This window comes from Nocardia sp. NPDC049526 (genome assembly GCF_044465765.1).
Lineage (GTDB): Bacteria > Actinomycetota > Actinomycetes > Mycobacteriales > Mycobacteriaceae > Nocardia.
In genome coordinates, this window is the sequence record NZ_JBITMA010000002.1 from 82,018 (window position 1) to 103,498 (window position 21,481).

Consider the following 21,481-nt stretch of genomic DNA (forward strand, 5'->3'; position numbering starts at 1 on the left):
CTCATCTCCTCGTGCGTCGCACAGGCGCCTCGTCGGCTTCATCGGTGTCGACGCGACTACGGCGCCGACGGGCCGAAGGCGCTTTACGTTCGGCGGAGCCGGGCACTCGGTCCGATGTCCGGGAGCCCGTCGTACGCGCGGCGGTACGCGTCCGGCGTGCCCGCGGCCGAGCGCTGGTCCGCGCGGAGTCCTCGTCGTACTCGTCTCGGGTTCGGCCGGAATCGTCCTCGTCGTACTCGTCCTCGTCGCCTTCGTCGTCCTCGGCCGGTTCTTCCTCAGCGGGTTCTTCCTCGGCCAACTCGTCCTCGGGCCGTTCGTACTCGTCCTCGTCGGAATCCGGCTCCCGCGACTCGACCCGGTCCTCCTCCGCGTCGGGTATCGCACGCTGCTGCAACCGGGCGTTGAGCGCGTCGATGCGATTGCTGGCCGCGGTGACCGCGGCCGAACGCACAGCGCCCACCAACTCGCCCTTGACGGTATCGGTGATCTGGGTCAGCTCCTGCGACGATTTGAGCAACGACGTCCCCCGCTCGAGCAATTCCGCAGGCATTCCCGTCGACCGCCTCGACATCGCCGCCCCTGCCAGCGCCAGCGCGAACCGCATCTTGCGCGTGCGCCCCAGCACGTACCCAATGCCCACCCCTATGGCAATTCTTGCTCCACCTTTCACGGCTCACTCCTTGCTCGCCTCGACACCCAAACGCATCAGCGAAGCCCGGACGTCCGATGTACGACGCCCAGAGTGGGGTAAATCGGGACGCAGAACATTTGGCAAAGTTCAGCGTATTCCTGGTTACCGGATAGGTCTATGGGTGCGGCTAGCGAAAGCGGCCCGACATCGAGGTTCAGGGAACAGCCGTGAACAGTTCGTAGCTGTGGCCATCGGGGTCGCGAACATATACCCCTCGCCCGCCGGCGAGGTGGTTGATCTCCCGATCCCAGCCGTTCTCGGGGCCGGAACCGTAATCGACAGCAGGCCATTTCGACAATCGGTGCAGCGCCGCGTCGAAGGTCGCGTCATCGACGAGGAATGCGTAGTGCCCTGGTTCGACACGGCCACGGTCGTCGAAGTCGAAGGTCAGCTCGTCGTTGACGGTCACCGGCACGAACGTCCCGTTCGGAGGCGACACCGAAAGCCCCATCAACTCCGCGAAGAACGTTGCCGCCGCCTGCTTGTCGGTCGCGGGCACGATTGTGTGATCGAGAACGATGGGCATTGCGAGCCTCCTGTGCGGGAACCGGCCAAGGCCAATTTGTATGCGATACGCACACAAATATACGTGCGGATCGCATACAATGTCGAGGTGGATGTCAGTGCTGTCCGAAACTGTGAGACCGACGGTGGACCGGCGTTGTTCCGGTTGGTTCGCTTCTGGTCACGCCGCTGGATCAATCAGGCCATGACACACACCGTGACAGCCCCGGACCACGACCTGCGCCAGGTCCAGCACATCCAGGTCGTCGAAGCCGTCACCGCCGGACTGCGAACTTCCGACGAAGCCACCGTCTCGACCGTCGCCGATCAACTCGGCCTGGATCACTCCGGCGCCAGCCGCATGGTCCGCGAAGCCGTCGCGGCCGGTTACCTCACCCGCGTCGACTCCGCCCACGACCGGCGACGAGTGGTCCTGAAACTCACCGACAACGGTCGAGACCTGCTCGCCGGATCCCACGACTGGCAACGCCGATGCTTCGATCAACTCACCGCGTCCTGGCACGAACGCGACCGCGGCCAATTCGCCGCCTACCTGCAACGCCTGGCCGACGAGACAACCACCTGCCCCTGAGCCGGTCAACGAAATCTATTGGGACGGTGTCGCATACCGACGCCGCCACGGCACTGAGTAGCGTCGACTGGTATGGCTACACCCCAGCATCCGGTCGCCACGGCGGGTACACGGAAGTTGGCCGCGGCCTGCCGGGCGGAGATTCCAGTGCTGACCCGGCGGTTGCTGTCGGCGATTTTCACCGATAACCCGGAGTGGACGGATTACACCTCGGTACCGCGCAAGGAGTTGCGGGAAGGGTGCAGGCAATACCTGACCCGGATCTTGGATCTGCTGGGCGGGGCAGCGACCGATCCCGAACACGATGATGTGGCCGCGGCGATCGGCAGGCATCGCGCTGCGCAAGCGGTGCCATTGGAGGCGATGTTGCGCACGTTCCGCCTCGGCGGCGGGATCGTGTGGGAGGCGTTGCTGGACAAGGCCGAGGCGATCGACGCGCGGGAGGTCCGCGAGGCGGGTACCGCGATGTGGACGGTGATCGATGGGCTGTCCTCGGCATTGGTCACCTCGTATCGCAACGCCGAACTCGAACAGGTGCGCCACGACGAACGCCGCAGGCATGCGCTGATCGAGGATCTGCTCGCCGGGCGCGCGCATGATGCGACCTTCGCCGCGCGGGTGGCGCGCGAGCTGAACTTGCCCGCCCAGGGTGCCTATCTGGTGGTCGCGGTCCGTGGCGGTGAGGGACGGCCGCTGCGCGCGGGCGCCGAAACCGCGTTGGGCGCGTTGGGGATTCGGTCGGTATGGCATGACCGGGTGGATGCCACGATCGGGCTGGTTTCGCTGGCCCGTCACGACAGCGCTGCCGTGCTGGCCCATCTTCGTCCCCAGATACGTGGACTGGGCGGCGTCTCCCCCGCCGTCGCGGGACTCGCGGATGTCGATACCGCGCACGCACTCGCTCTCATCGCGATGCAGACAATGCCCTGGGACGCAACCGGATTGGTTGCCTTGGACGAGCGTTATCCGGAAGCACTGCTGGTCCGCTCGCCCGACCTGACCGAACTGCTGGTCACCCGAACCCTCGGCCCGGTGCTGGCGCTCCCGGTCAAAGAGCGCGACTCGCTGCTGCACACCCTTGCGGTGTGGCTGGCGGAGAACTGCTCGGCGGCCAATGCCGCGCCGCGTCTACATTGCCACCGCAATACCGTCATCAACCGGCTGCAACGCATCTCGACCCTGCTCGGTCGTCCGCTCGACGGACAACGCTCCCATCTGGAGCTCTCGCTCGCGCTCGCGGCGCTCCGACTCGGCGAATCAGAGGACCGATAGCCACCCGTGGAATTGGGCTCAGCGCCCATTTTCGAGACCGATTTCCTGGGCTTCGGAGTGATTGTTTGTGCATTGGGTGGTGACGAGACTCGTCGATGATGACTCGCGCCATACCCGTGCCGAGTCGAAATCGTTCGAGACGAGGAGCACCACGAGTGCCGGACTTCGATCTTTTGGTGGTCGGCGGCGGCCCCGGCGGCTATGTGGCCGCCATCCGCGCGGCCCAGCACGGCTTGGCGGTCGCCTTGGTGGAGAAGGAACGGCCGGGCGGGGTCTGCCTGAACTGGGGCTGCATTCCGACCAAGGCCATGCTGCGGTCCGCGGAGGTTTTCCAGACTGTCAGCGCCGCAGCGGATTTCGGCGTCTACGCCGACAACGTGCGCTTCGACTTCGCCGCCGTGCGCCAGCGCAAGGACGGCATCGTCAAGGAACTCACCGACGGTGTCGCGGGTTTGCTCGCGGCCAACGGCGTGACGGTCATCGAGGGCCATGCCCGCTTCGTCGATCCCACCACCGTCGAGGTGCACGAGGTGGGTCCCTCCCCCGTCGGCTCGCAGGGCCCGCGCTACGCCGCCGCCCCGACCACGCCGATCCGGCAGGTCAGTGCGCGCGATGTGATCATCGCGACCGGCTCGGTGCCCGCTCGGCTGCCGATTCCGGGCGCTGATCTGCCCGGCGTGATCACCTCCGACGGCGCGTTCGGGTTGACCGAGGTGCCGAAGCGGCTGGTGATCATCGGCGGCAGCGCGGTCGGCGCCGAATGGGCCAGCCTGTTCGCCACCTTCGGCGCCGAGGTGACGATCGTCGAAATGCAGGACCGGCTCGTTCCCGCGGAGGACACCGATATCGGGACCGCGCTGGGCCGCTCCTTCGGCAAGCGCGGCATTACGGTGCTCACCGGATCGACGGTGAAATCGATTGCACAAGAGTCGAATCGGGCACTTCGGGTGACAGTCGACGGCGCGCAGTCGCGCGAGCTCGATGCCGACGTGGTACTGGTCGGTGTCGGTCGGCGACCCAACACCGCCGACCTCGGCTTGGATATTGCCGCAATCGCCACCGACGACCGGGGATTCGTCACCGTCGACGAGCAGTTGCGTACCGGTACCGCGCACGTATACGCCATCGGCGACGTCACCGGTCGGGCGCTGCTCGCGCATGTCGCCTCCCATCAAGGCCTCACCGCCGCCGACGTGATCGCCGGACGTCAGGCGCATATCGATTACACGGTGATCCCCGCGGCCACGTTTACCCATCCGGAGATCGCCGCCGTCGGACTCACCGAGGCCGCCGCCCGCGCCGCCGGGCACGAGGTGATCACCGCGCGCTTCCCGTTCGCGGCCCTGGGTCGCGCCAAAACCTTCGGCGATACCGAGGGGTTCGTGAAAATTGTTGCCGGGCAACAGCATCAGGAAGTGCTCGGGGTGCACATCATCGGTCCATCGGCCAGCGACCTGATCACCGAAGGCGCACTGGCGATTTCGCTCGAGGCGACGCTGGACGAGCTGGCCGGCACCATCCACGCCCACCCGACCCTCGGCGAGATCGGCATGGAGGCGGCGCTGGCCGGCCTCGGACTGCCCGTACACATCGCGCCACGCAAACGCTGAGGAGCCACCGTGACCACGACCACCGCACCCCGTAAGGCCACGTCGAAGGCCGCGGCTCGCAAGGCATTCGCCGGCACCGATACCGACACCCTGCGTGGCTACTTCCGCGACATGCTGTTCGTGCGCCGCTTCGAAGAGCGCACCGCGCAGGGCTATACCCAGGCCAAGATCGGCGGCTACTGCCATCTCAACCTCGGCGAGGAAGCCACCGTCGTCGGACTCGCCGCGGCGATGCGCCCGACCGACTACCTGTTCACCAACTACCGCGAACACGGCTACGCAATCGCCAAAGGCATCGAACCCGGCCGGGTGATGGCCGAGCTGTACGGCCGATCCACCGGCACCTCCAAGGGGTGGGGCGGCTCGATGCATATGTTCGACACCGCGACCCGACTGCTCGGCGGATACGGCATCGTTGGCGGTCAATTGCCATTGGCCGTCGGGGCCGCGCTGGCGATCGACTACCGCGGCGGCGACGATGTGGTGGTCTGCCAAATGGGTGATGGCACAACCAATATCGGGGCATTCCACGAATCGCTCAATATCGCGGCCCTGTGGCATCTGCCCGTCGTGTTTCTGGTCATCAACAACCAGACCGGCATGGGCACCACCGTGGAACAGTCCTCCGCCGAACCCGACCTCTACAAGCGGGCCAGCGCATACCGTATGCGCGGCGAACGAGTCGATGGGACCGATGTACTCGCGGTGCGGGATATCGCCACCGATCTGGTGGAAGCTGCTCGCCGGGAGGGCAAACCCGCCCTGCTCGAAGCCGTCAGCCACCGGCTCAAGGGGCATTCGGTGGTCGACCCGGCGAAATACCGTAGCGCCGAAGCGGTTTCGACCGCACGCGAATCCGATCCGGTAGCGCGGCTACAGCTCCAGCTGATCGCCGCCGGTGTCCTCGACGAGGACGCCGTTGCCGCCATCGAAGCCGAGGTGCGCGAGGGAGTCGACGCCGCCGTGGCCTTCGCCGACGCCAGTCCACACCCGGAGCCGACGAGCCTGTTCGACTACACCTACGCCACCCCGGTGGCCGGTGAATCCCGGCGGCTACCCGCCGATCCGCTGTTCTGAAAACACTTCCCGCAACCGCTGAGGACACCACCGTGCCTGTCATGACCTATCGCGAAGCGCTGCGCGAAACCCTGCGCGAGGAGATGCGTCGCGATGACGACGTCCTGCTCATCGGGGAAGAGATCGGCATCTTCGAAGGCTCCTACAAGATCACCGCCGGACTGCTCGCCGAATTCGGCGAGAAACGGGTGCGCGATACCCCGATCGCCGAAGAAGGATTCGTCGGCGCGGCCATCGGTGCGGCCATGCTCGGCCTACGCCCGGTCGTGGAACTCATGACGATCAACTTCTCCTTGCTGGCCCTGGACCAGATCGTCAACCACGCCGCCAAGATCTACGGCATGTTCGGCGGACAGACCAGCGTGCCGATGGTCATCCGCACTCCCGGTGGCGGCGGCCAGCAACTGGGCGCCACCCACTCGCAGAACATCGAGCTGTATTACGCGTTCGTGCCCGGCCTGAAGGTCGTCGCCCCCAGCACTCCGGCCGACGCACGGGCACTGCTGCGCGCCGCGATCGAGGACGACGACCCGGTGCTGTTCCTGGAAAACCTCGCCCTCTACAACACCAAAGGCGAAGTGCCCGAGGATCTTCCGCCCGCCGTGATCGGCAAGGCAGCGATTACGCGGCCGGGGACCGATATCAGCCTCATCGGCTACTCGCGCATGGCGACGATCGCCACCCAGGTCGCCGAACGCCTGGCCACCGAAGGGATCTCGGCCGAGGTCATCGATCTGCGCAGCCTGCGCCCCCTTGACCGCGACACCATTGTCAGCTCGGTACGCAAGACCGGCTGCGCCGTGGTCGCCGAAGACGACTGGCTCACCTACGGCATCGGCGCGGAAATCGCCGCCTCCATTTCCGACGGTGCCTTCGACTATCTCGACGCACCGGTCCGGCGAGTCGCCGCCGCGGAAGTGCCGCTGCCCTACGCCAAGACTCTCGAACAGATCGCGCTGCCGTCCGCCGAATCCCTTTACACCGCCGCCGCGGAAACACTCGCGGCCGTCGGCCGACGCCGCTGAGAGGACTTCACATGCCTGACATCATCATGCCCCGCCTGTCCGACACCATGGAGGAAGGCGTCGTCGTCGCCTGGCTCAAGCAGGTCGGCGACAAGGTCAGCCGCGGCGATATCCTCGCCGAAATCGAAACCGACAAAGCACTGATGGAACTCGAAGCCTACGAGGACGGCATCCTCGAACAGATTCTGTTCGAACCTGGCTCGCGGGTCCCGATCGGCAACACGATCGCGCTGATCGGTGACGGGAACGGGTCCGCGGCGGGCAGCTCTGCCGGATCGAACGACGCTGCTACCGGAAGTGGTGCGGCATCGGGCGCGAACGAACAGATAGCATCGCCGGAACGCCTTGGTGCACACGATAATCCGATCGACGCAGCCGGAACTGTGCCCGCGACTACCGAGACTGGAACTCGCAAGAAGTCCTCACCACTGGCCCGCAAGATAGCCCGCGAACTCGACGTCGACCTCGCCACCGTCACCGGCACCGGGCCGGGCGGACGGGTGACTCGCAACGATGTCGAATCCGCTTACCGCGCTATCGAATCCACTCCTGCCGCACCGCCAGTAGCATCCGTGACCTCTGCAGGCGACTACGACGAGATCCCGCTCAGCACCATCCAGCAGGTCTCGGCCAAACGCCTCACCGAAAGCAAACAGCAAGCCCCGCACATCTACTTGACCAGCGCAATCGACGTCACCGACCTGCTGGCCTTCCGCGCCGAGATCAACCGCACTCTCGAACAAACAGGCAAAACCAAGGTCAGCGTCAACGACCTACTCGTCAAAGCGGTCGCCACCGCACTGCGTACCGACCCCGCGGTCAACGTCTCCATCGCCGACGACAAACTCCTGCGGCACCGTGGAATTCACCTCGGCATCGCCGTCGCCACCCCCGCCGGACTACTCGTTCCCGTCGTCCGCGATGCGGACCGCAAGAGCGTCTCGGAAATCGCCACCGAAACCCGCGACAAAGCCGAACGCGCCCGCGACCGCAAACTCCGCGCCGACGAAATGAGCGGCGGCACCTTCACCATCTCCAACCTCGGCATGTTCGGTATCGAACAATTCACCGCCGTCATCAACCCACCCGAATCCGCCATCCTCGCCGTCGGGGCGGCCAAAGACGAACTGCGCCTCGACGACACCCAGGTCGTCACCCGCAGCATCCTGCGCGTCACCCTCTCCGCCGACCACCGCGCAATCGACGGCGCCACCGCCGCACGGTTCCTCCAACAGTTGACCGAACTCCTGGAACACCCCTTGCGCATCATCGCCTGACCGGGTCTTCTCGCTGAACGGAAGGACCAGGCCACCTCACCGCCCCAGCCGGATACCGTTTCCGTGTCCATTCCAACGCGACGAAGGAACACCGGTGAACTCATCGCTCGTATCACTGGCGCTGCCACTGGCTTTGGCCGTGATCATGTTCGGGCTGGGACTCTCGCTCAGCGTCGACGATTTCACCCGGATCGCGCGCCAACCCAGGACGGTCGCTATCGCGCTGGCGTGTCAGTTGCTCGTACTGCCGGTAATCGCGTTCGGTCTGGTCCTGCTCTTCGATCTACCGCCAACCCTTGCCGTCGGCATGCTGCTGCTCGCGTCATCGCCGGGCGGTACCACGGCCAACCTGCTCAGTCACCTGTTCGGCGGCGATGTCGCGCTCAATGTGTCCCTCACGGCGGTCAATTCGATCATCGCGGTCGTCACCGCACCCCTGATCACGAACTTCGCAATCGACTACTTCGAACCCGAAGCCGGTGCGAGCGGACTGGGCCTGCAGTTCGGCAAGGTGGTCCAAGTGTTCGCGATGATCCTGATCCCGGTCGTCGTCGGCATGCTGGTGCGGCGGCTGTCCACCGACTTCGCCGACCGGATGAACCGGCCGGTGCGCATCGGCTCGGCGCTGACCCTGGTACTCGTCATAGCCGCAAGCATGATCAGCGGTGCCGCCGACCTGCCGGGATATCTCCTCGACGTCGGCGCGGTCACCTTTGTCTTCTGCCTGCTCAGCTTGACTGTCGGCTACTTCGTCCCCCGCTGGCTCGGCGTCGATATCCGCCAGGCGATAGCCTGCTCGATGGAAATCGGTATCCATAACAGCGCCATCGCCATCACCATCGCCATCAGCGTTCTCGACAGCACCGAAATAAGTGTGCCCGCAGGGGTTTACGGCGGAATCATGCTCCCGGTCGCGGGCGCTGTCGGTTGGCTCATCACCCGGCGACACGCCGCGGTGCGTACCGAAGAGGGTGACGGTCTCAGTCGCCGAATTCGGCATTGAGGCGGTGCAGGAGTTCGGCGAGTGTGGCCAGGTCGGATTCGGGCCAGCTCGACAGTCGTTCGTGCAGCACTCGGCGGCGGACCGCGCGGGTCGCGTCCAGCCGCTGTTTGCCGAGCGTGGTCAGTGCGAGCAGCTGGGCGCGACCGTCGTCCGGATCGGGTTGCCGGTCGATGAGCCCGAGTTCCTCGAGTGCCGAAAGTTGGCGTCCGGTAGTGGCTTTCCCGATGCGGAAGTAGCTGGCCAGGTCGCTGGGACGGCTGGGGCCGATGGCATCGAGCCGCATCAGGAAGGCGTAGGCGGCGGGTTCGAGACCGGGATGGACGCGTTCCGCGGACTCGAACGAGGTCCTGCGGCTGCGCCGCAGCGCCACAATGAGCTGTTCCTCGATCTCGTCGATCGTGTCGTTCACCGTCTTACCCACCTCCACAGCACCGCGTGAAGCATACGGGTTACTCAGGGGTGCCGACTTTACCCTCGGTCCGCGACCCGGCCGCTTCGACTACGGGGTCCGGGGTATTCGTGGTGCGCAGCGGGACCTCTCGGATGAACAGGACAGCGACCAGCGCCAGCACGGCCAGCGGCGCGGTGCAGAGGAACGCATCGGCGACGCCGTGTCCATAGGCGTCTTCCACTACCGAGCGGACCGGGCCCGAGAGCGCGGACAAGCTCGGCAGGCTGCTACCCGAATGAACGCCGCTGCCGGGGATTCCCAGCCGGGCCAAACCCGTTTCGGTGTAGTGGGTGATGCTGTTCGCCATGACGGCACCCAGTGCGGCAACACCGATCGCGCCGCCGAGAGATCGCATGAACGCGACCGTCGCGCTGGCCGCGCCGATCTCGTGGATGCGCACTTGATTCTGGACGGCGAGTACCAAGTTCTGCATGGTCATGCCGACTCCGGCGCCGACGCAGAACATGTAGACGGCCAGCAGTCCGTAAGGGGTATCGGCGCGGGCGGTCCCCAACGAGGCGACACCGACCACCATGAGCACACTGCCGACGACCAGGACGATCTTCCAGCGACCGGTCCAGGAGATCAGCCGCCCCGACACGATCGACACGATGGCCAGGCCGAAGATCATCGGCAGGGTGAGCAGGCCGGCCGCGGTCGGTGACGCATCCCGGGCGAGTTGAAAGTACTGACTGAGGAAGGTGGTGCCGGCGTACATGGCCACACCCGCGACCAAGGAGCCCACAACGGCCAGCACGATGGTGCGATTGCCGAACAGGTACAGCGGGATGATCGGCTCGCTCGTCTTCGACTCCGTCAGCAGCAACAGCGCGACCAAAACCACTGTGCCACCGATCATCACGCCGGTCTGCCAGGACAGCCAGGCGTACTTGTCGCCGGCGAAGGAGATCCAGATCAGCAGCAGCGAGGTGGCGGCGGCCACGAGCAACGCTCCGAGCCAGTCCACCGATGTCTGCCGTTTGACCATCGGCAGGCGCATCGTCTTCTGGAGTACGACCAATGCGACCGCCGCGATCGGGATGCCGATGAAGAAGCACCACCGCCAGCCCAGCCAGGAAGTATCCACGATGGCACCGCCCACCAGCGGTCCCACGACGGTGCCGACGGCGAAGAGACCGCTCATGTAACCGCCGTAGCGACCGCGTTCACGGGGCGAGATCATGACCGCCATGATGGTCTGGGTCAGCGCCGTCATACCGCCTGCGCCGACACCCTGAATCGTCCGCGCCGCGATCAGCTGTCCCACGTTGGCCGCCAGTCCCGCGATGATCGAGCCCACGACGAAGATGACCAGGCTTATCTGCACGAGAAGTTTCTTGTCGACCAGATCCGACAGTTTTCCCCAGATGGGCGTGGTCACCGTCATCGCGAGCAGGGTTGCGGTGATCACCCAGCTGTAGGCGGTCTGGCCCGCATGCAGATCCGAGATGATCGTCGGCAGCGCGTTCGCCACGATGGTCGAGGACAGGATCGCGACGAACATGCCGGTCAGCAGTCCGGTCAGCGTTTCCATGATCTGACGGTGTGTCATCGGAGCGCCGGGATCGGCGTGCTTGTTCAGGTCCGGTGCGGCGTTCTGCTGGTCGGCGTCCTGCAAATTCTGCGACAAAGCAGGCCTCACTCTCTCGTGGCGCTAGTGCACGCGGCACCGGATTGCCCGTTGAGTGGACGTCACCGCGGACCCCGTCGATAGTTGCTCGGGGCTACCATATCAGACTAGTTGCCCAAGGCAACTAGTCCAGGACAGGCCGAGCTACGACAGAAGACGTCCGGCCGCGTCGACGACGGGCGTTTCAGCTGCTGTACGTCGGGGGAAATTGTCCGCACCGTGCAGCCACGGTTTGGTTGCGCTGAGGAATATGGAGGTGTTGAGGACCATCAGCAGCAGACACAGCGGCGGAACCGCACTCATGATTGCTTTGGCGGCCGGCGAAAGCTCGCCGGGATCCGTTGCGTTGAAGGCGTTTCCGAGGACGCCGGCGGCGACACCACTCAGCAGGAGAACCCCGAAGTACAGTCGGACGATTCCAGTCCGATACGGCAACGTCCCGACCATCACGTAGCAGTAAGCGATCTGAAAGACCGTGAGGCCCACCACGATCGGCCACAGCCATGCGATGGTCGACGGCGTTCCGGCCAACCTTGCCAGATGGTGTGCGAACGCGAAGGACGCGACCGCCGCCACTGCAATCAGGACCGAAGCGGACACGACAGCGACTCTGGTGACCGAGAGTCGCTCAGTCCATGGGTTCATGCGTTCCTCCGAGTTGAGAAAGCTCGAGAATGGCTGGGATTCGCCGCCGCCGACCTCGAACATGCAGCTGGGCAATAACTAGCGAAGGCGGCGACCGATGGGGTTGATTGCCGCCCTGGTAGGGGTCATGAATCGAGCGATATCAGCGCGGGCAGTGGGCAATCCAGGTTCGCGAACAGCCGGCGCACAGCACAGCGGGCGTCGCACTCTGTGCTCCGCAATTGGTGTAGTGCCGTCAAGCCAGTCGCGTGCCGGTCGAATACGGCCTGCTCGCTGCGGACGCGTCTGCTGACCTGTGCTCGCCTATAGCTGCGCGCGTTGGATTTTCAATGCGTCCACCGCCGCGCGGGTCTGGCGTAGTTCGGCGCACGGTTCGGCGATTTCGGCAACACGAGCGACGATCGCACTGGTCACGACGGGCCCCTTCGGGTCTTGTCTCTCCTCGGTGCAGCTTTGGCTCGCACAGTATGCCCTCGGCATCGCACCGACACGCGGAATACCGCCATTCGCCGTGCATCGCACTGGATCGCGATCCATACCGTCGGTTGCGGGCTCGTGGCCCTGATAGCCCGGCCCGCAACCTATTCGGATGTTCGATCAGGACTTCTTGTACAGCTTGTAGATATCGTCGTTGTAGGTCTTCATCATGTTCGCGGCCTTGGCAAGTCCGCCGAGCGCGTCCTTGGTCTGGACCGAGCCGGATTGTTCGCTGGCCGCGTCGGCCGAAGCGGCGGCGAACCACAGGATGTTCTCGAGGTCTGCGGGCGGAATTTCAGCGAAGTCGGTGACGATGTCCTCGAAGACGAGCGGCGAATCGACGACCGTCTTGACGAACGATTCGGTCGCCCTGATTGTCAGCGGCACATCGGCGCCGATCAGCGTTCCGTCCAAAACCGTGCAGCCCATGAACTTTCCGGTCGAGTCGATGCATCCCTTGAACGGATTGCGGAACAGCACCGGATCGAGGTCCACCGGGTGGCAGGCCAGGAAGTGTTCTTCGCCAGGTGTCGCGACGAGCACGTATTCCGTCTCGTACAGGCTGATGCCGCGGTCGAGTGCGGGCATGGCGGAAACGCCCTTGTCGCGCAGGGTGGCGACATCTATGCAGAGCAGATACGGCGCCTTGTTGATGATGTTCAGGACATTCTTGTCGCCGCCCGCCGACGCGGCGGTACCGATGAGTGCGCCGATGTTGCGACAGAACGAAGAAGTTCGCACGTGCGCGCTCTTCTTCTCGTTCCCGCTACTGTGTGCGCCGATGATCTTGATGATTTCCGAGATGGCCGTATCGGCACCGATCGAAATCTTCTCATCGTACGGCGTCGCACTGAAGCGCCAGATGTACTGGCGGTCAGCGTCATCGAATTCGGTGTAATGCCGCCAGCCGTGCGCGGCCGTGTAATCCATCCAATCCTTATGGGAGCGCCACAGATCCGTGAGCCCGCCCCCGCGTACCGCCGGTCCGCTGTCGTGCAACCACTTCAGATGCCGCTCGGCGGCAGGCGAGAAAGTGGATGCGGCAGCGGGTTGCTGTACGACCGACGCTGTCGGCGGTTGCGCCGGAACTTCGGCCTGTGGCTCCTTGTCGGGCTTCTTGGCACGGACGACAATCTTGAACTTCGATTTCGGTTGTTGGTGCTGAATCAGCTGCCCCGCAGCGGGTTTCGGCGGTTGGGCGGAAGTCGCCTTCGCGTCGTCCGTCGACTTCGGTACTGAATGGGTCATGACTGCTCCTCCGATGAAGTGCGGCACCGCGGGGCGCACTCTCGCCCCCCGAGCAAGGATCGCACCCGCACTCCGCCGACTCACCGAATTCGCGACCGATGTTTTTCCGGTTTCGCACGCCGAAGATCAACTGCCGCAGCCGATTTCGTGGACCCGCGAAGTCGAATCGCGCACGACGCCGCTCAGCTCCAGTTTCGCGATATCACCCCGACCGTCTCCGGCGATCGGTGTTCGACGCAGGCCTCGGCGCGGCGCGATGGTGGTCGGCGCGCGGGAGTTCTCCGAACGCGACGGTTTCGGGCGACGACAGTGGCCGCGGTCGCCGAACGGGCGGGCGGGTCAGCGGAGAGTGGCTACCAGGCATTCGGTACAAGGGCGGCGCCGGCCGAGGCCGTGATCGACTTCGTGATCGCAACCGGTAACGGTCTACGAGCGGCACGAGCAGAAGGCGACACTCACCGAACCCGACGTGCGCCGCACGATCGAGATCGTCATCCACGATCTGGCGCCGCGGCAAGCGCGGCCGGATACGCCACGAGATCGATCTCGATGAAGGCGACGCCGCCTGTTTCAGCTGCGGTGGGCCGGGAACGCCCAATTTATGGAGGAAGTACTGGAACGTGAAAGCAAATGGGAGGTCGACGGGGTCTTTTCTCTTCCGGCATTGGACAACCTCGTCTCCGACAGTCGTATCGAAAAGACGTCGGTCGAATTGACCAGTACCTATTTCGATACCCCAGAGCGAGATCTGCTCGCTCACAATCTCACCCTGCGCCGCCGGGAAGGTGCCGACGAATCCGGTTGGCAGTTGAAAGTTCCCCAGCCGAACGGTCGCACCGAATTACATGCCCCGCTCTCGGAGGGACTGCCGCCCGAGTTCGTCGAGGTAGTCACCGGCGCGGCGCTCGGCAAACCACTGCACGCGGTCACCACGATTCACACGCTGCGGAATCGCCACCGCGTACTCGGGCCGGACGGCGAATTGATACTCGAAGTCGACGACGACATCGTCGATACGACACCGGCTGACGGAAGTTCCGTCGCCTGGCACGAGATCGAGGTCGAACTCGGCCCGCGGATCGACGCTGTACCCGAGGCGCTGGTGGACAGTCTCGCCGAGGCGGGCGCACGCAGGTCGGAGTTTCCCTCCAAGCTGTCGCACGTGCTGCCCGCGCAGCCCAGGCCGGTCACGGACACTGCGGCGGAACGCGCCATCTATGAATACATGACCGCGCAGATCGACATGATCTTCGCCGGTGACGTCGCTTTGCGCCGCGGCCAGGAACCGATCCACGACACCCGCGTCGCGACGCGACGCCTGCGCAGCACCCTGCGCGTGTTCAAAAAGCTGTTCGACCGCTCCGCCATCGGTGCTGTCGAAGACGAATTGAAGTGGTATGCAGGGTTACTCGGCGATGTGCGCGACTGCCACGTCCAACATCGCCGTCTGGCCGACCAGGTGCACAAACTGCCGTCCGAACTCGTCCTCGGCCCGGTCGCCGCGCGCATCGACGCGACGATTCTGGCTCGACAGGTGCCCAGCCGCAATGCACTCACCGAGGCCATGGACTCGACTCGCTACCTGGAGTTGCTCGCGACCCTGCATGCCTGGCAATCGCACCCGCCGTTCGACAGGCGACTTCGCAGACGTGAACTCGTGCAGCGGGCTCGTAAAGCCGCGCGCAAAGCCGATCACCGGCTCGCGACCGCCCTACACGATCAACGGCAGGCGTCATTGCATCGTGCCCGCAAGGCCGCCAAACGAGCCCGCTACGCCGCCGAACTACTCGAGCCCGCGGGGAAACATACGCGAGCGAAGCCGAACATCAAGTACTACAAGAAGATTCAAACCGTACTCGGCGACTACAACGACGGAATCGTATCTTCACAATTCCTGTGGCGCACCGCAACGGCCGCAGGCACAGCAGCGGGCGAGAACGGCTTCACCTTCGGCCTGCTGTACGCAAACGAAATGCACGCCGCAGACGACGCCCGGCGTAAGGCCGCCAAAATCGCAAGAAGTTAGCAAGCGGCTGGAGTTGTCTGGGCGCGACTCGCGCGCCGGATCAGCTGGACTATTTGGTCACGAAGTCTCTTGCTGGGCTTGGTCCACGATCCAGGCCGCGATCTGTGCGCGGGAGGTGAATCCGAGCTTGCTCAGGATGTGCTCGACGTGCCCGTCCGCGGTGCGTTGCGAGATCACCAGTTTCGCGGCGATCTGCCTATTGGTGAGTCCTTGGGCCACAAGGTCTGCAACCTGCTGTTCGCGTTTGGTCAATGTCAGTTCCGAAGCTCGCGGGCTGGCAGTTGTCGGCTCCCCCAGTGCGTAGGCCACCGCGGCGTTCATTCCCATGACCTGACCGCGCCGGAACGCCGCATCGAATCCGCGGTCACCGAGCGCGCGACGCGCCGTGCGCTCGCATTCGTCGTGAGATCGGGATAGCTCCGGGAAATAGATCGAAAAACTGGAGGCGGACCGCAACAGATTTTCCACGGCGCCCATCAGAACGGCGGCGCGCTCACCATCGCGATCGGCGGCTATCCAGGCCAGCCCCTCGAGATCGATGGCCGTGACGAGGGGGGTGCGCGCGGACCGGCTGACTCGCAGCGATTCCTGCAGCAACTGGTGTGCGTCCGACCGCTCGCCTTGCTGCAATACGGCAATGCCCTTCGCCCCCAGGGCGGCCGAGCGAAACAGCGATTCGCCGCCCGCTTCGGTGATGGAAAGAATTTGCTCGTGATATTCGATCGCCCGCCGTTTATCGCCCTGCAGAGCATGTGCCCAACCGAGCAATACCAACGAAGCGACATGGAGGTGTCCCCGCGGGTTCGAGCTGAATACTTCGACCGCACGCTCGAAGCAGGAGATCGCATGAGCAGGTTCGTTTCGATACAGCGCCAACGTGCCCTCGGCCTTGGCAATCAGCGCCTGGTTCAGCGGAGTGGGATCCTGTTCGGTCAGTGCGCGCGCTTCGTCGAGGAAGACAGCTGCGGACTGAAGGTCCCGCTGCATCGAGGCCATGTTGACGCTGTCATGAAGCGCCCTGACGCGGGCGGGTATCGACTGCGCGGCAGGGTTGGCAAGGGCGCGGCCGAGCCAGCGTCTGGCCTCCCCACACAGCCCCCGAAAGCCCCAGAACACAGTAGCCAACACGGCCGCGGTGCGTAGACCGGCCTCGGCCGACTCCGCACTGTCCTCTGACCGGCAGAATTCGAGCGCATCCAGAAGGTTGGGTTGCTCGCGTTCGAGCCGGGTCACCCAGTAGGGCTGCCGATCGCTGATCCAGCCGGCCTCGGCATCCAGCGCCAGCCGCTCGTACCAGTCGCGGTGCCGTCGACGCAGATCCTGATATTCGCTGGTCTCTTGCAGCTGCTCCCGCCCGTATTCGCGCATCGTCTCGAGCATCCGGAAACGCACGACCTCGCCCAGCGTTTCCCGGTTCACAATCGACTTGTCCACCAGGGAGGACAACGCATCCAATAGACTCTCCCGCTCCAGGTCCGCACCGCACACCCCTTCGGCGGCGTCGAGTTCGAAGCCGCCGGCGAATACCGACAATCTGGCCCACAACCGCTGCTCGACCGGCGTGCACAGCTGGTAGCTCCAGTCGATACACCAGCGCAGCGTCTGTTGCCGCTTCGGCGCGGTGCGGCTGCCGCGGGTCAACAGCGCGTACCGGTCGGTGAGCCGCGCCAGGATCTGCTCGGGCGACATGGCGCGCATCCGCGCCGCGGCGAGTTCGATCGCCAGCGGCAACCCGTCCAGCCGCGAACAGATACCGGCCACCGCGGCCCTGTTGTCGTCGGTGACTTCGAAGCCCGGCACGACCACCGCGGCGCGTTCGGCGAACAACGTCAACGCATCGTATTTGGGCAATCCCCGCAGCGTCGGCTCGCCGTCGGTGCCCGGAACAGTCAGCGGCGGCACCCGCAGCACCGCTTCCCCTGCGATGTCGAGCGGCTCGCGGCTGGTGACCAGAATCCGCAGGCTCGGACACGCCAGCAACAATGTTTCGACCAGCTCCGCCAACGCCTCCACCACCTGCTCGCCATTGTCCACAACGAGCAACGTTTCCCGGGAACACAGGAACTCGACCAGCACGTCCTGCATCGGTCGGGCCGAATCATCGCGTAGGCCCAGGGTGGACGCCACGACGCCGATCAGCAGTGACGGGTCGCGCACGTCGCCCAACTCGATCGCCCACACCCCATCGGGGAAATCGCGTCGCGCGTTCGACGCCGCCCGCAACGCCAACCGGGTCTTGCCGACACCACCGATCCCGGCCAACGTCACCAACCGCGACACCGACAGCAGGTTCTTGATCTCCGCCGTCTCGGCGCGACGGTCGACGAAACTGGTCAACTCCAGCGGCAGCTCACCGGTACTGCCGCGCCCCTCCGTTGGCTGCGGCGCAGCCCATGCCTGCGACGGCGGCGTATGCTCGCGCGGCCCGCCCTCCGGTGTCCGCAGCGCCATCTCGCCCACCTGATATCCGTGACGCCGCTGTACCTGCCGGATGGCCTCGCCTACCCCGGTCGCCGACGGCCGCTGCTGCGGATCCCGGTTCATCGCCGACTCCACCAGCGACGCCACGTCATCGGAAATGCCACCCGCACGCAGGTCCGGCACCGGCTGACTGGTGATCCGCAAGAACTGGGCCACGACCTGCTCACCACTACGACGCTCGAAGGCCGCATGCCCGGTCAACGCACAAAACAAAGTCGCACCCAGCCCATAGACATCCGCGGCCGCAGTCGCGGCCTCGCCACCGAGCACCTCCGGAGCGGTGAACGCCGGGGACCCGGTCAAGATGCCCGTCGCCGTCTGGAACCCGCCGGACATGCGCGCGATGCCGAAATCGGTCAACGCCGGCTCACCGTAATCGGTCAGCAGAATATTTCCCGGCTTCACATCCCGATGCACGATGCCGAGCCGATGCGCGCTCTCGAGCGCACCAGCGATCTTCACCCCGAACCACAACACCGTCTCCACCGGCAAGGGGCCCTGCCGACGAACCCACGCGTCCAGCGAATCCAACGGGTGATACGGCATCACCAGATAGGGATGGCCGCCCGCGGTGACACCCACCTGCAGCACCGTCACGATGTTCGGATGCCCGGTCAGCCGGCCCATCGCCTGCTGCTCGCGGAAGAACCGCTCCCGATTGTCCTCGTCCAGCTCATCGGTCAGCACCTTCACCGCAACCGTGCGATCCAACTCCACCTGCGTACAGCGATACACCACACCGAAACCACCGCGGCCGATCTCTTCGGCATCCTCGAACCCGGACGCACTCAACTCCACCGCGACGGGCATGCTCACGTCACGTTGGGTCTGCGGCGGATCATCGTCGACCATCAGCGGCGTGCGATCCACTCGGCATGTGCACCGAAACCGGGCACCATCTGCTCACCCTTCCGACATTGCCCAGCGTATCGCCAACAAAGGTGGACGGTCCGCCGGTTCGCATCGCGGTTCCCGGCCTTCGCGGGGAGCGACGGTTCGAATATCGGCCGGTCGACCGTCGGCGGTCGCGAGATTCGGGGCAGCCGAGGCCCGTTCACCAAACGAGGTCGGGGGGTGGACAAATGGGCACAAGGGCGAAAGGCTGTTAGTGAAGTGCCAGCTACTCGCCGGAGGGGATCCGATACCCCTCGGTGCGGCGGCCGGGCTCGACCACTTCGAAGCGAGCGACGATGGATCAGAACCTCGGAGCGAGCACACCCGGCGCCGGTGTCGCCCGCGCGACGGCAACGCAGACCGCGTTGACGACTCTGGTTGCCCAGTTCGCCGGGGACTGGAAGGCATCGAGCGAACCGCCCGATCTGTCGGCGCATCTGCCCGTCGAGCCCGCGCTGCGGCGGACCACGTTGATCGAGCTGATCAAAGTGGATCTGCACGAAAGGTGGCAGCGCAGCGACGATGCACTGCGCCTCGCCGACTATCGCGAACAGTTCCCCGAACTGGGCACTGCCCCGTTGCCGCCGGATCTCATCTACGAGGAGATCAGTGCCCGCAGCTGCCGCGACGACGTCGACCTCACCGAGTACGAGCACGACTATCCGACCCAAATGGCCCGCATTACCGAGACTTTCGATGTCGGCGGCCTGCGCAGCACGCTGCTGGCCGACCCCCGGGCGCTCGATGCCCTCGAGTCCATCGGTATAGGCGCCTCCATCGACGATTTCGATCTGCTGCTGCCGCTGGGCCGCGGCGCCTTCGCACGCGTATTCCTGGCTCGGCAGCGATCGATGAGCCGGCTGGTGGCTGTGAAGATCTCCCGCGACCGCGGCACCGAACCGCAGACGCTGGCCCAGCTCGACCACGACTACATCGTCCGCGTCTTCGATCAGCGTCAGCTCGCCGAACAGCATCTGAAGCTGATGTACATGCAGTACATTCCCGGCGGCACCCTGCTCGGCGTGCTGCGGCAGCTGCGCAGCACCCCACCGGTCCGACGCAGCGGCAAGCTGCTACTGCAGGCCATCGACGCCGCCACCACGAGTGGCGGTGTGCTCGAGCCGCAGCTCTCGCCCGCGCGCGCGGAACTGGAACAGCTCACCTGGCCGGAAACCGTCGCCTGGTTGGGCGGCCGGCTCGCCACCGCGCTCGAGTACGCCAATCACCACGGTGTGCTGCACCGCGATATCAAACCCGCAAATGTGCTGCTGACCGCCGACGGCCAGCCCAAACTGGCCGACTTCAACATCAGCTTCAGCTGCCACCTGCCCGGTGCGAACCCCGTCGCCTACTTCGGCGGCTCCCTGGCCTACATGTCCCCCGAACAACTCGAGGCCTGCCACCCCACCCTGGCCACCACTGCCGCCGATCTCGATACGCGCAGCGACCTCTACTCGCTGGCTGTGGTCCTGTGGGAACTACTCACCGGACGGCGACCGTTCGACGACGGGTTCGGAGCAGGCGAATCGGAGCAATCGTTGCAGGCGATGATCGATCGACGCCGCCGGCTCGTCGATGCGAACCTGGAGGCCGACCTGCCCCCGGACTGCCCGGCTCTACTGCGTCACGCACTACTCACCTGCCTTGCCCCCGACCCCGCAGACCGCTACCCCAGCGGCGCCGAACTGGCCCAGCAGCTGGAATTGAGCCAGGACCGGGCCGCCCGTGACCTGGTCGACCCGCCCGCACACAGCCTGCGGGCACGGCTGCGCATGCGGCCGATCCCGGTGGTGATTCCGGCAAGCATGTTCGGCCAGGTCGCGGCGGGGCTGTACCTGTCGGCGCACAACGTCCGGCTGATCCAACTCCAACTGGGATCCGAGGCTGCCGGGCGGCTGACCCATCTCGGGTACGTGGTGATCGCGATCTCCTATCCGATCGCCATCGCCGGCTTGCTGTACTGGTGCCGCAACGTCTTTCTGGTGCCCGACGGCCTGCGCCGGGGCAAGCAATTCGACGCGGCCACTCTCGCCCGGGCCCGCGCCGACACCCTGGCCTGCGGCGACCGGATCGCGGCAGTCGCGCTTATCGGATGGGTTCTGGCCATGGGTATCTTCGCGGTGAAGCTGCTGTCGCTGGGGCCGATACCGGCCGGGCTGCTGGCGAATCTGATTGCCTCGAGCCTCGTCGCGGCCGCAGTGGCGGTCGTGTACACGTACTTTCCGGCCACCTTTTTCGTCTTGCGCTGGTACTACCCAGGTTTGGTCGCCGCCGGTCACATCTCCCCCGACGACGCGCCCAGGCTGCATCGGCTGATCCGGCGCAGCCGCGTGTATCTCGGTGTGGCAGCATCGGTTCCACTGATCGGCGTGTCGTTGGGGCTGATATTCCTGACTCCGCATCAGCAGCACACGGTGATCGGCTCGATAGTAGCCCTGTGTATCGGTGGGCTTGTCGCTTTCGCTGTCGCGCTACGCACCTTCTACGCCCTGCAATCGGATCTGGCGGCCCTCGAGCGCATCGTGAACCCGCATTACCGTACCCGCACCTGACCGCTGAACGACCTGCCATTGATCGC

16 protein-coding genes are annotated in these 21,481 nt (G+C 65.3%); 9 read left to right on the forward strand and 7 right to left on the reverse strand.

Annotated features, from left to right (window positions below):
* Position 1 precedes the first annotated feature (1 nt).
* Together ACIBW7_RS05310 and ACIBW7_RS05315 are read right to left on the reverse strand one after the other, a co-directional pair.
* Positions 2-670, reverse strand: coding sequence for a hypothetical protein (locus ACIBW7_RS05310; protein ID WP_397044374.1), 669 nt, complete (start codon positions 668-670; stop codon positions 2-4).
* 175 nt (positions 671-845) lie between these two features.
* Positions 846-1,217 (reverse strand): VOC family protein, encoded by a 372-nt coding sequence (locus ACIBW7_RS05315; protein ID WP_397044375.1) that lies wholly within the window; start codon positions 1,215-1,217, stop codon positions 846-848.
* Positions 1,218-1,304: 87 nt separating this feature from the next.
* On the opposite strand from ACIBW7_RS05315, the gene ACIBW7_RS05320 reads away from it, so the two are divergent.
* The 7 genes from ACIBW7_RS05320 to ACIBW7_RS05350 all read left to right on the forward strand — a co-directional run bounded on the left by ACIBW7_RS05320 (position 1,305) and on the right by ACIBW7_RS05350 (position 9,051).
* The gene (locus ACIBW7_RS05320) at positions 1,305-1,787 is read left to right on the forward strand and encodes a MarR family winged helix-turn-helix transcriptional regulator (protein ID WP_397044377.1); all 483 of its coding nucleotides are present in this window, start codon (positions 1,305-1,307) and stop codon (positions 1,785-1,787) included.
* 72 nt (positions 1,788-1,859) lie between these two features.
* Positions 1,860-3,059, forward strand: coding sequence for a PucR family transcriptional regulator (locus ACIBW7_RS05325; protein ID WP_397044379.1), 1,200 nt, complete (start codon positions 1,860-1,862; stop codon positions 3,057-3,059).
* Positions 3,060-3,214: 155 nt separating this feature from the next.
* Positions 3,215-4,669 (forward strand): dihydrolipoyl dehydrogenase, encoded by a 1,455-nt coding sequence (lpdA, locus tag ACIBW7_RS05330; protein WP_397044381.1) that lies wholly within the window; start codon positions 3,215-3,217, stop codon positions 4,667-4,669.
* Positions 4,670-4,678: 9 nt separating this feature from the next.
* Positions 4,679-5,746: a pyruvate dehydrogenase (acetyl-transferring) E1 component subunit alpha gene (gene pdhA / locus ACIBW7_RS05335; RefSeq protein WP_397044383.1), complete on the forward strand. Its 1,068-nt coding sequence runs from the start codon at positions 4,679-4,681 to the stop codon at positions 5,744-5,746.
* Positions 5,747-5,787: 41 nt separating this feature from the next.
* Positions 5,788-6,771 (forward strand): alpha-ketoacid dehydrogenase subunit beta, encoded by a 984-nt coding sequence (locus tag ACIBW7_RS05340; RefSeq protein WP_397044385.1) that lies wholly within the window; start codon positions 5,788-5,790, stop codon positions 6,769-6,771.
* Between the two features lie 11 nt (positions 6,772-6,782).
* Complete coding sequence (locus ACIBW7_RS05345) at positions 6,783-8,048, forward strand: dihydrolipoamide acetyltransferase family protein (RefSeq protein WP_397044386.1); 1,266 nt, start codon at positions 6,783-6,785, stop codon at positions 8,046-8,048.
* A gap of 94 nt (positions 8,049-8,142) precedes the next feature.
* Positions 8,143-9,051, forward strand: a complete 909-nt coding sequence (locus tag ACIBW7_RS05350; RefSeq protein WP_397044388.1) for a bile acid:sodium symporter family protein — start codon at positions 8,143-8,145, stop codon at positions 9,049-9,051.
* Here ACIBW7_RS05350 and ACIBW7_RS05355 read toward each other — a convergent pair.
* From ACIBW7_RS05355 to ACIBW7_RS05370, 4 genes are all read right to left on the reverse strand, one after another.
* Positions 9,029-9,460, reverse strand: a complete 432-nt coding sequence (locus tag ACIBW7_RS05355) for a MarR family winged helix-turn-helix transcriptional regulator (protein ID WP_397044390.1) — start codon at positions 9,458-9,460, stop codon at positions 9,029-9,031. The two genes, ACIBW7_RS05350 and ACIBW7_RS05355, sit on opposite strands and share 23 nt — an antisense overlap.
* Before the next feature lie 40 nt (positions 9,461-9,500).
* Positions 9,501-11,132, reverse strand: a complete 1,632-nt coding sequence (locus ACIBW7_RS05360; RefSeq protein WP_397044392.1) for an MDR family MFS transporter — start codon at positions 11,130-11,132, stop codon at positions 9,501-9,503.
* 144 nt (positions 11,133-11,276) lie between these two features.
* Entirely contained in the window at positions 11,277-11,840 is a 564-nt protein-coding gene (locus ACIBW7_RS05365) for a hypothetical protein (RefSeq protein ID WP_397044394.1), read from the reverse strand.
* Between the two features lie 534 nt (positions 11,841-12,374).
* Positions 12,375-13,502 carry a hypothetical protein gene (locus ACIBW7_RS05370; protein WP_397044396.1) on the reverse strand — a complete coding sequence of 376 codons (1,128 nt, stop codon included), beginning with the start codon at positions 13,500-13,502 and terminating at the stop codon, positions 12,375-12,377.
* A gap of 601 nt (positions 13,503-14,103) precedes the next feature.
* On the opposite strand from ACIBW7_RS05370, the gene ACIBW7_RS05375 reads away from it, so the two are divergent.
* Entirely contained in the window at positions 14,104-15,528 is a 1,425-nt protein-coding gene (locus ACIBW7_RS05375) for a CHAD domain-containing protein (RefSeq protein ID WP_397044398.1), read from the forward strand.
* Between the two features lie 57 nt (positions 15,529-15,585).
* Here the strand turns inward: ACIBW7_RS05375 and ACIBW7_RS05380 are convergent, their stop codons facing one another.
* Positions 15,586-18,861 carry a protein kinase gene (locus tag ACIBW7_RS05380; RefSeq protein ID WP_397045720.1) on the reverse strand — a complete coding sequence of 1,092 codons (3,276 nt, stop codon included), beginning with the start codon at positions 18,859-18,861 and terminating at the stop codon, positions 15,586-15,588.
* Between the two features lie 338 nt (positions 18,862-19,199).
* On the opposite strand from ACIBW7_RS05380, the gene ACIBW7_RS05385 reads away from it, so the two are divergent.
* Positions 19,200-21,455, forward strand: coding sequence for a serine/threonine-protein kinase (locus ACIBW7_RS05385; RefSeq protein ID WP_397044400.1), 2,256 nt, complete (start codon positions 19,200-19,202; stop codon positions 21,453-21,455).
* Positions 21,456-21,481: the final 26 nt, after the last annotated feature.

Coding starts and splice junctions, on each gene's coding strand:
- ACIBW7_RS05340 (WP_397044385.1), top strand. CDS start 5,788: ATGACCTATCGCGAAGCGCTGCGCGAAACCCTGCGCGAGGAGATGCGT.
- ACIBW7_RS05325 (WP_397044379.1), top strand. CDS start 1,860: ATGGCTACACCCCAGCATCCGGTCGCCACGGCGGGTACACGGAAGTTG.
- ACIBW7_RS05375 (WP_397044398.1), top strand. CDS start 14,104: ATGGAGGAAGTACTGGAACGTGAAAGCAAATGGGAGGTCGACGGGGTC.
- ACIBW7_RS05345 (WP_397044386.1), top strand. CDS start 6,783: ATGCCTGACATCATCATGCCCCGCCTGTCCGACACCATGGAGGAAGGC.
- ACIBW7_RS05370 (WP_397044396.1), bottom strand. CDS start 13,502: ATGACCCATTCAGTACCGAAGTCGACGGACGACGCGAAGGCGACTTCC.
- ACIBW7_RS05315 (WP_397044375.1), bottom strand. CDS start 1,217: ATGCCCATCGTTCTCGATCACACAATCGTGCCCGCGACCGACAAGCAG.
- ACIBW7_RS05380 (WP_397045720.1), bottom strand. CDS start 18,861: ATGGTCGACGATGATCCGCCGCAGACCCAACGTGACGTGAGCATGCCC.
- ACIBW7_RS05365 (WP_397044394.1), bottom strand. CDS start 11,840: ATGTTCGAGGTCGGCGGCGGCGAATCCCAGCCATTCTCGAGCTTTCTC.
- ACIBW7_RS05385 (WP_397044400.1), top strand. CDS start 19,200: ATGGATCAGAACCTCGGAGCGAGCACACCCGGCGCCGGTGTCGCCCGC.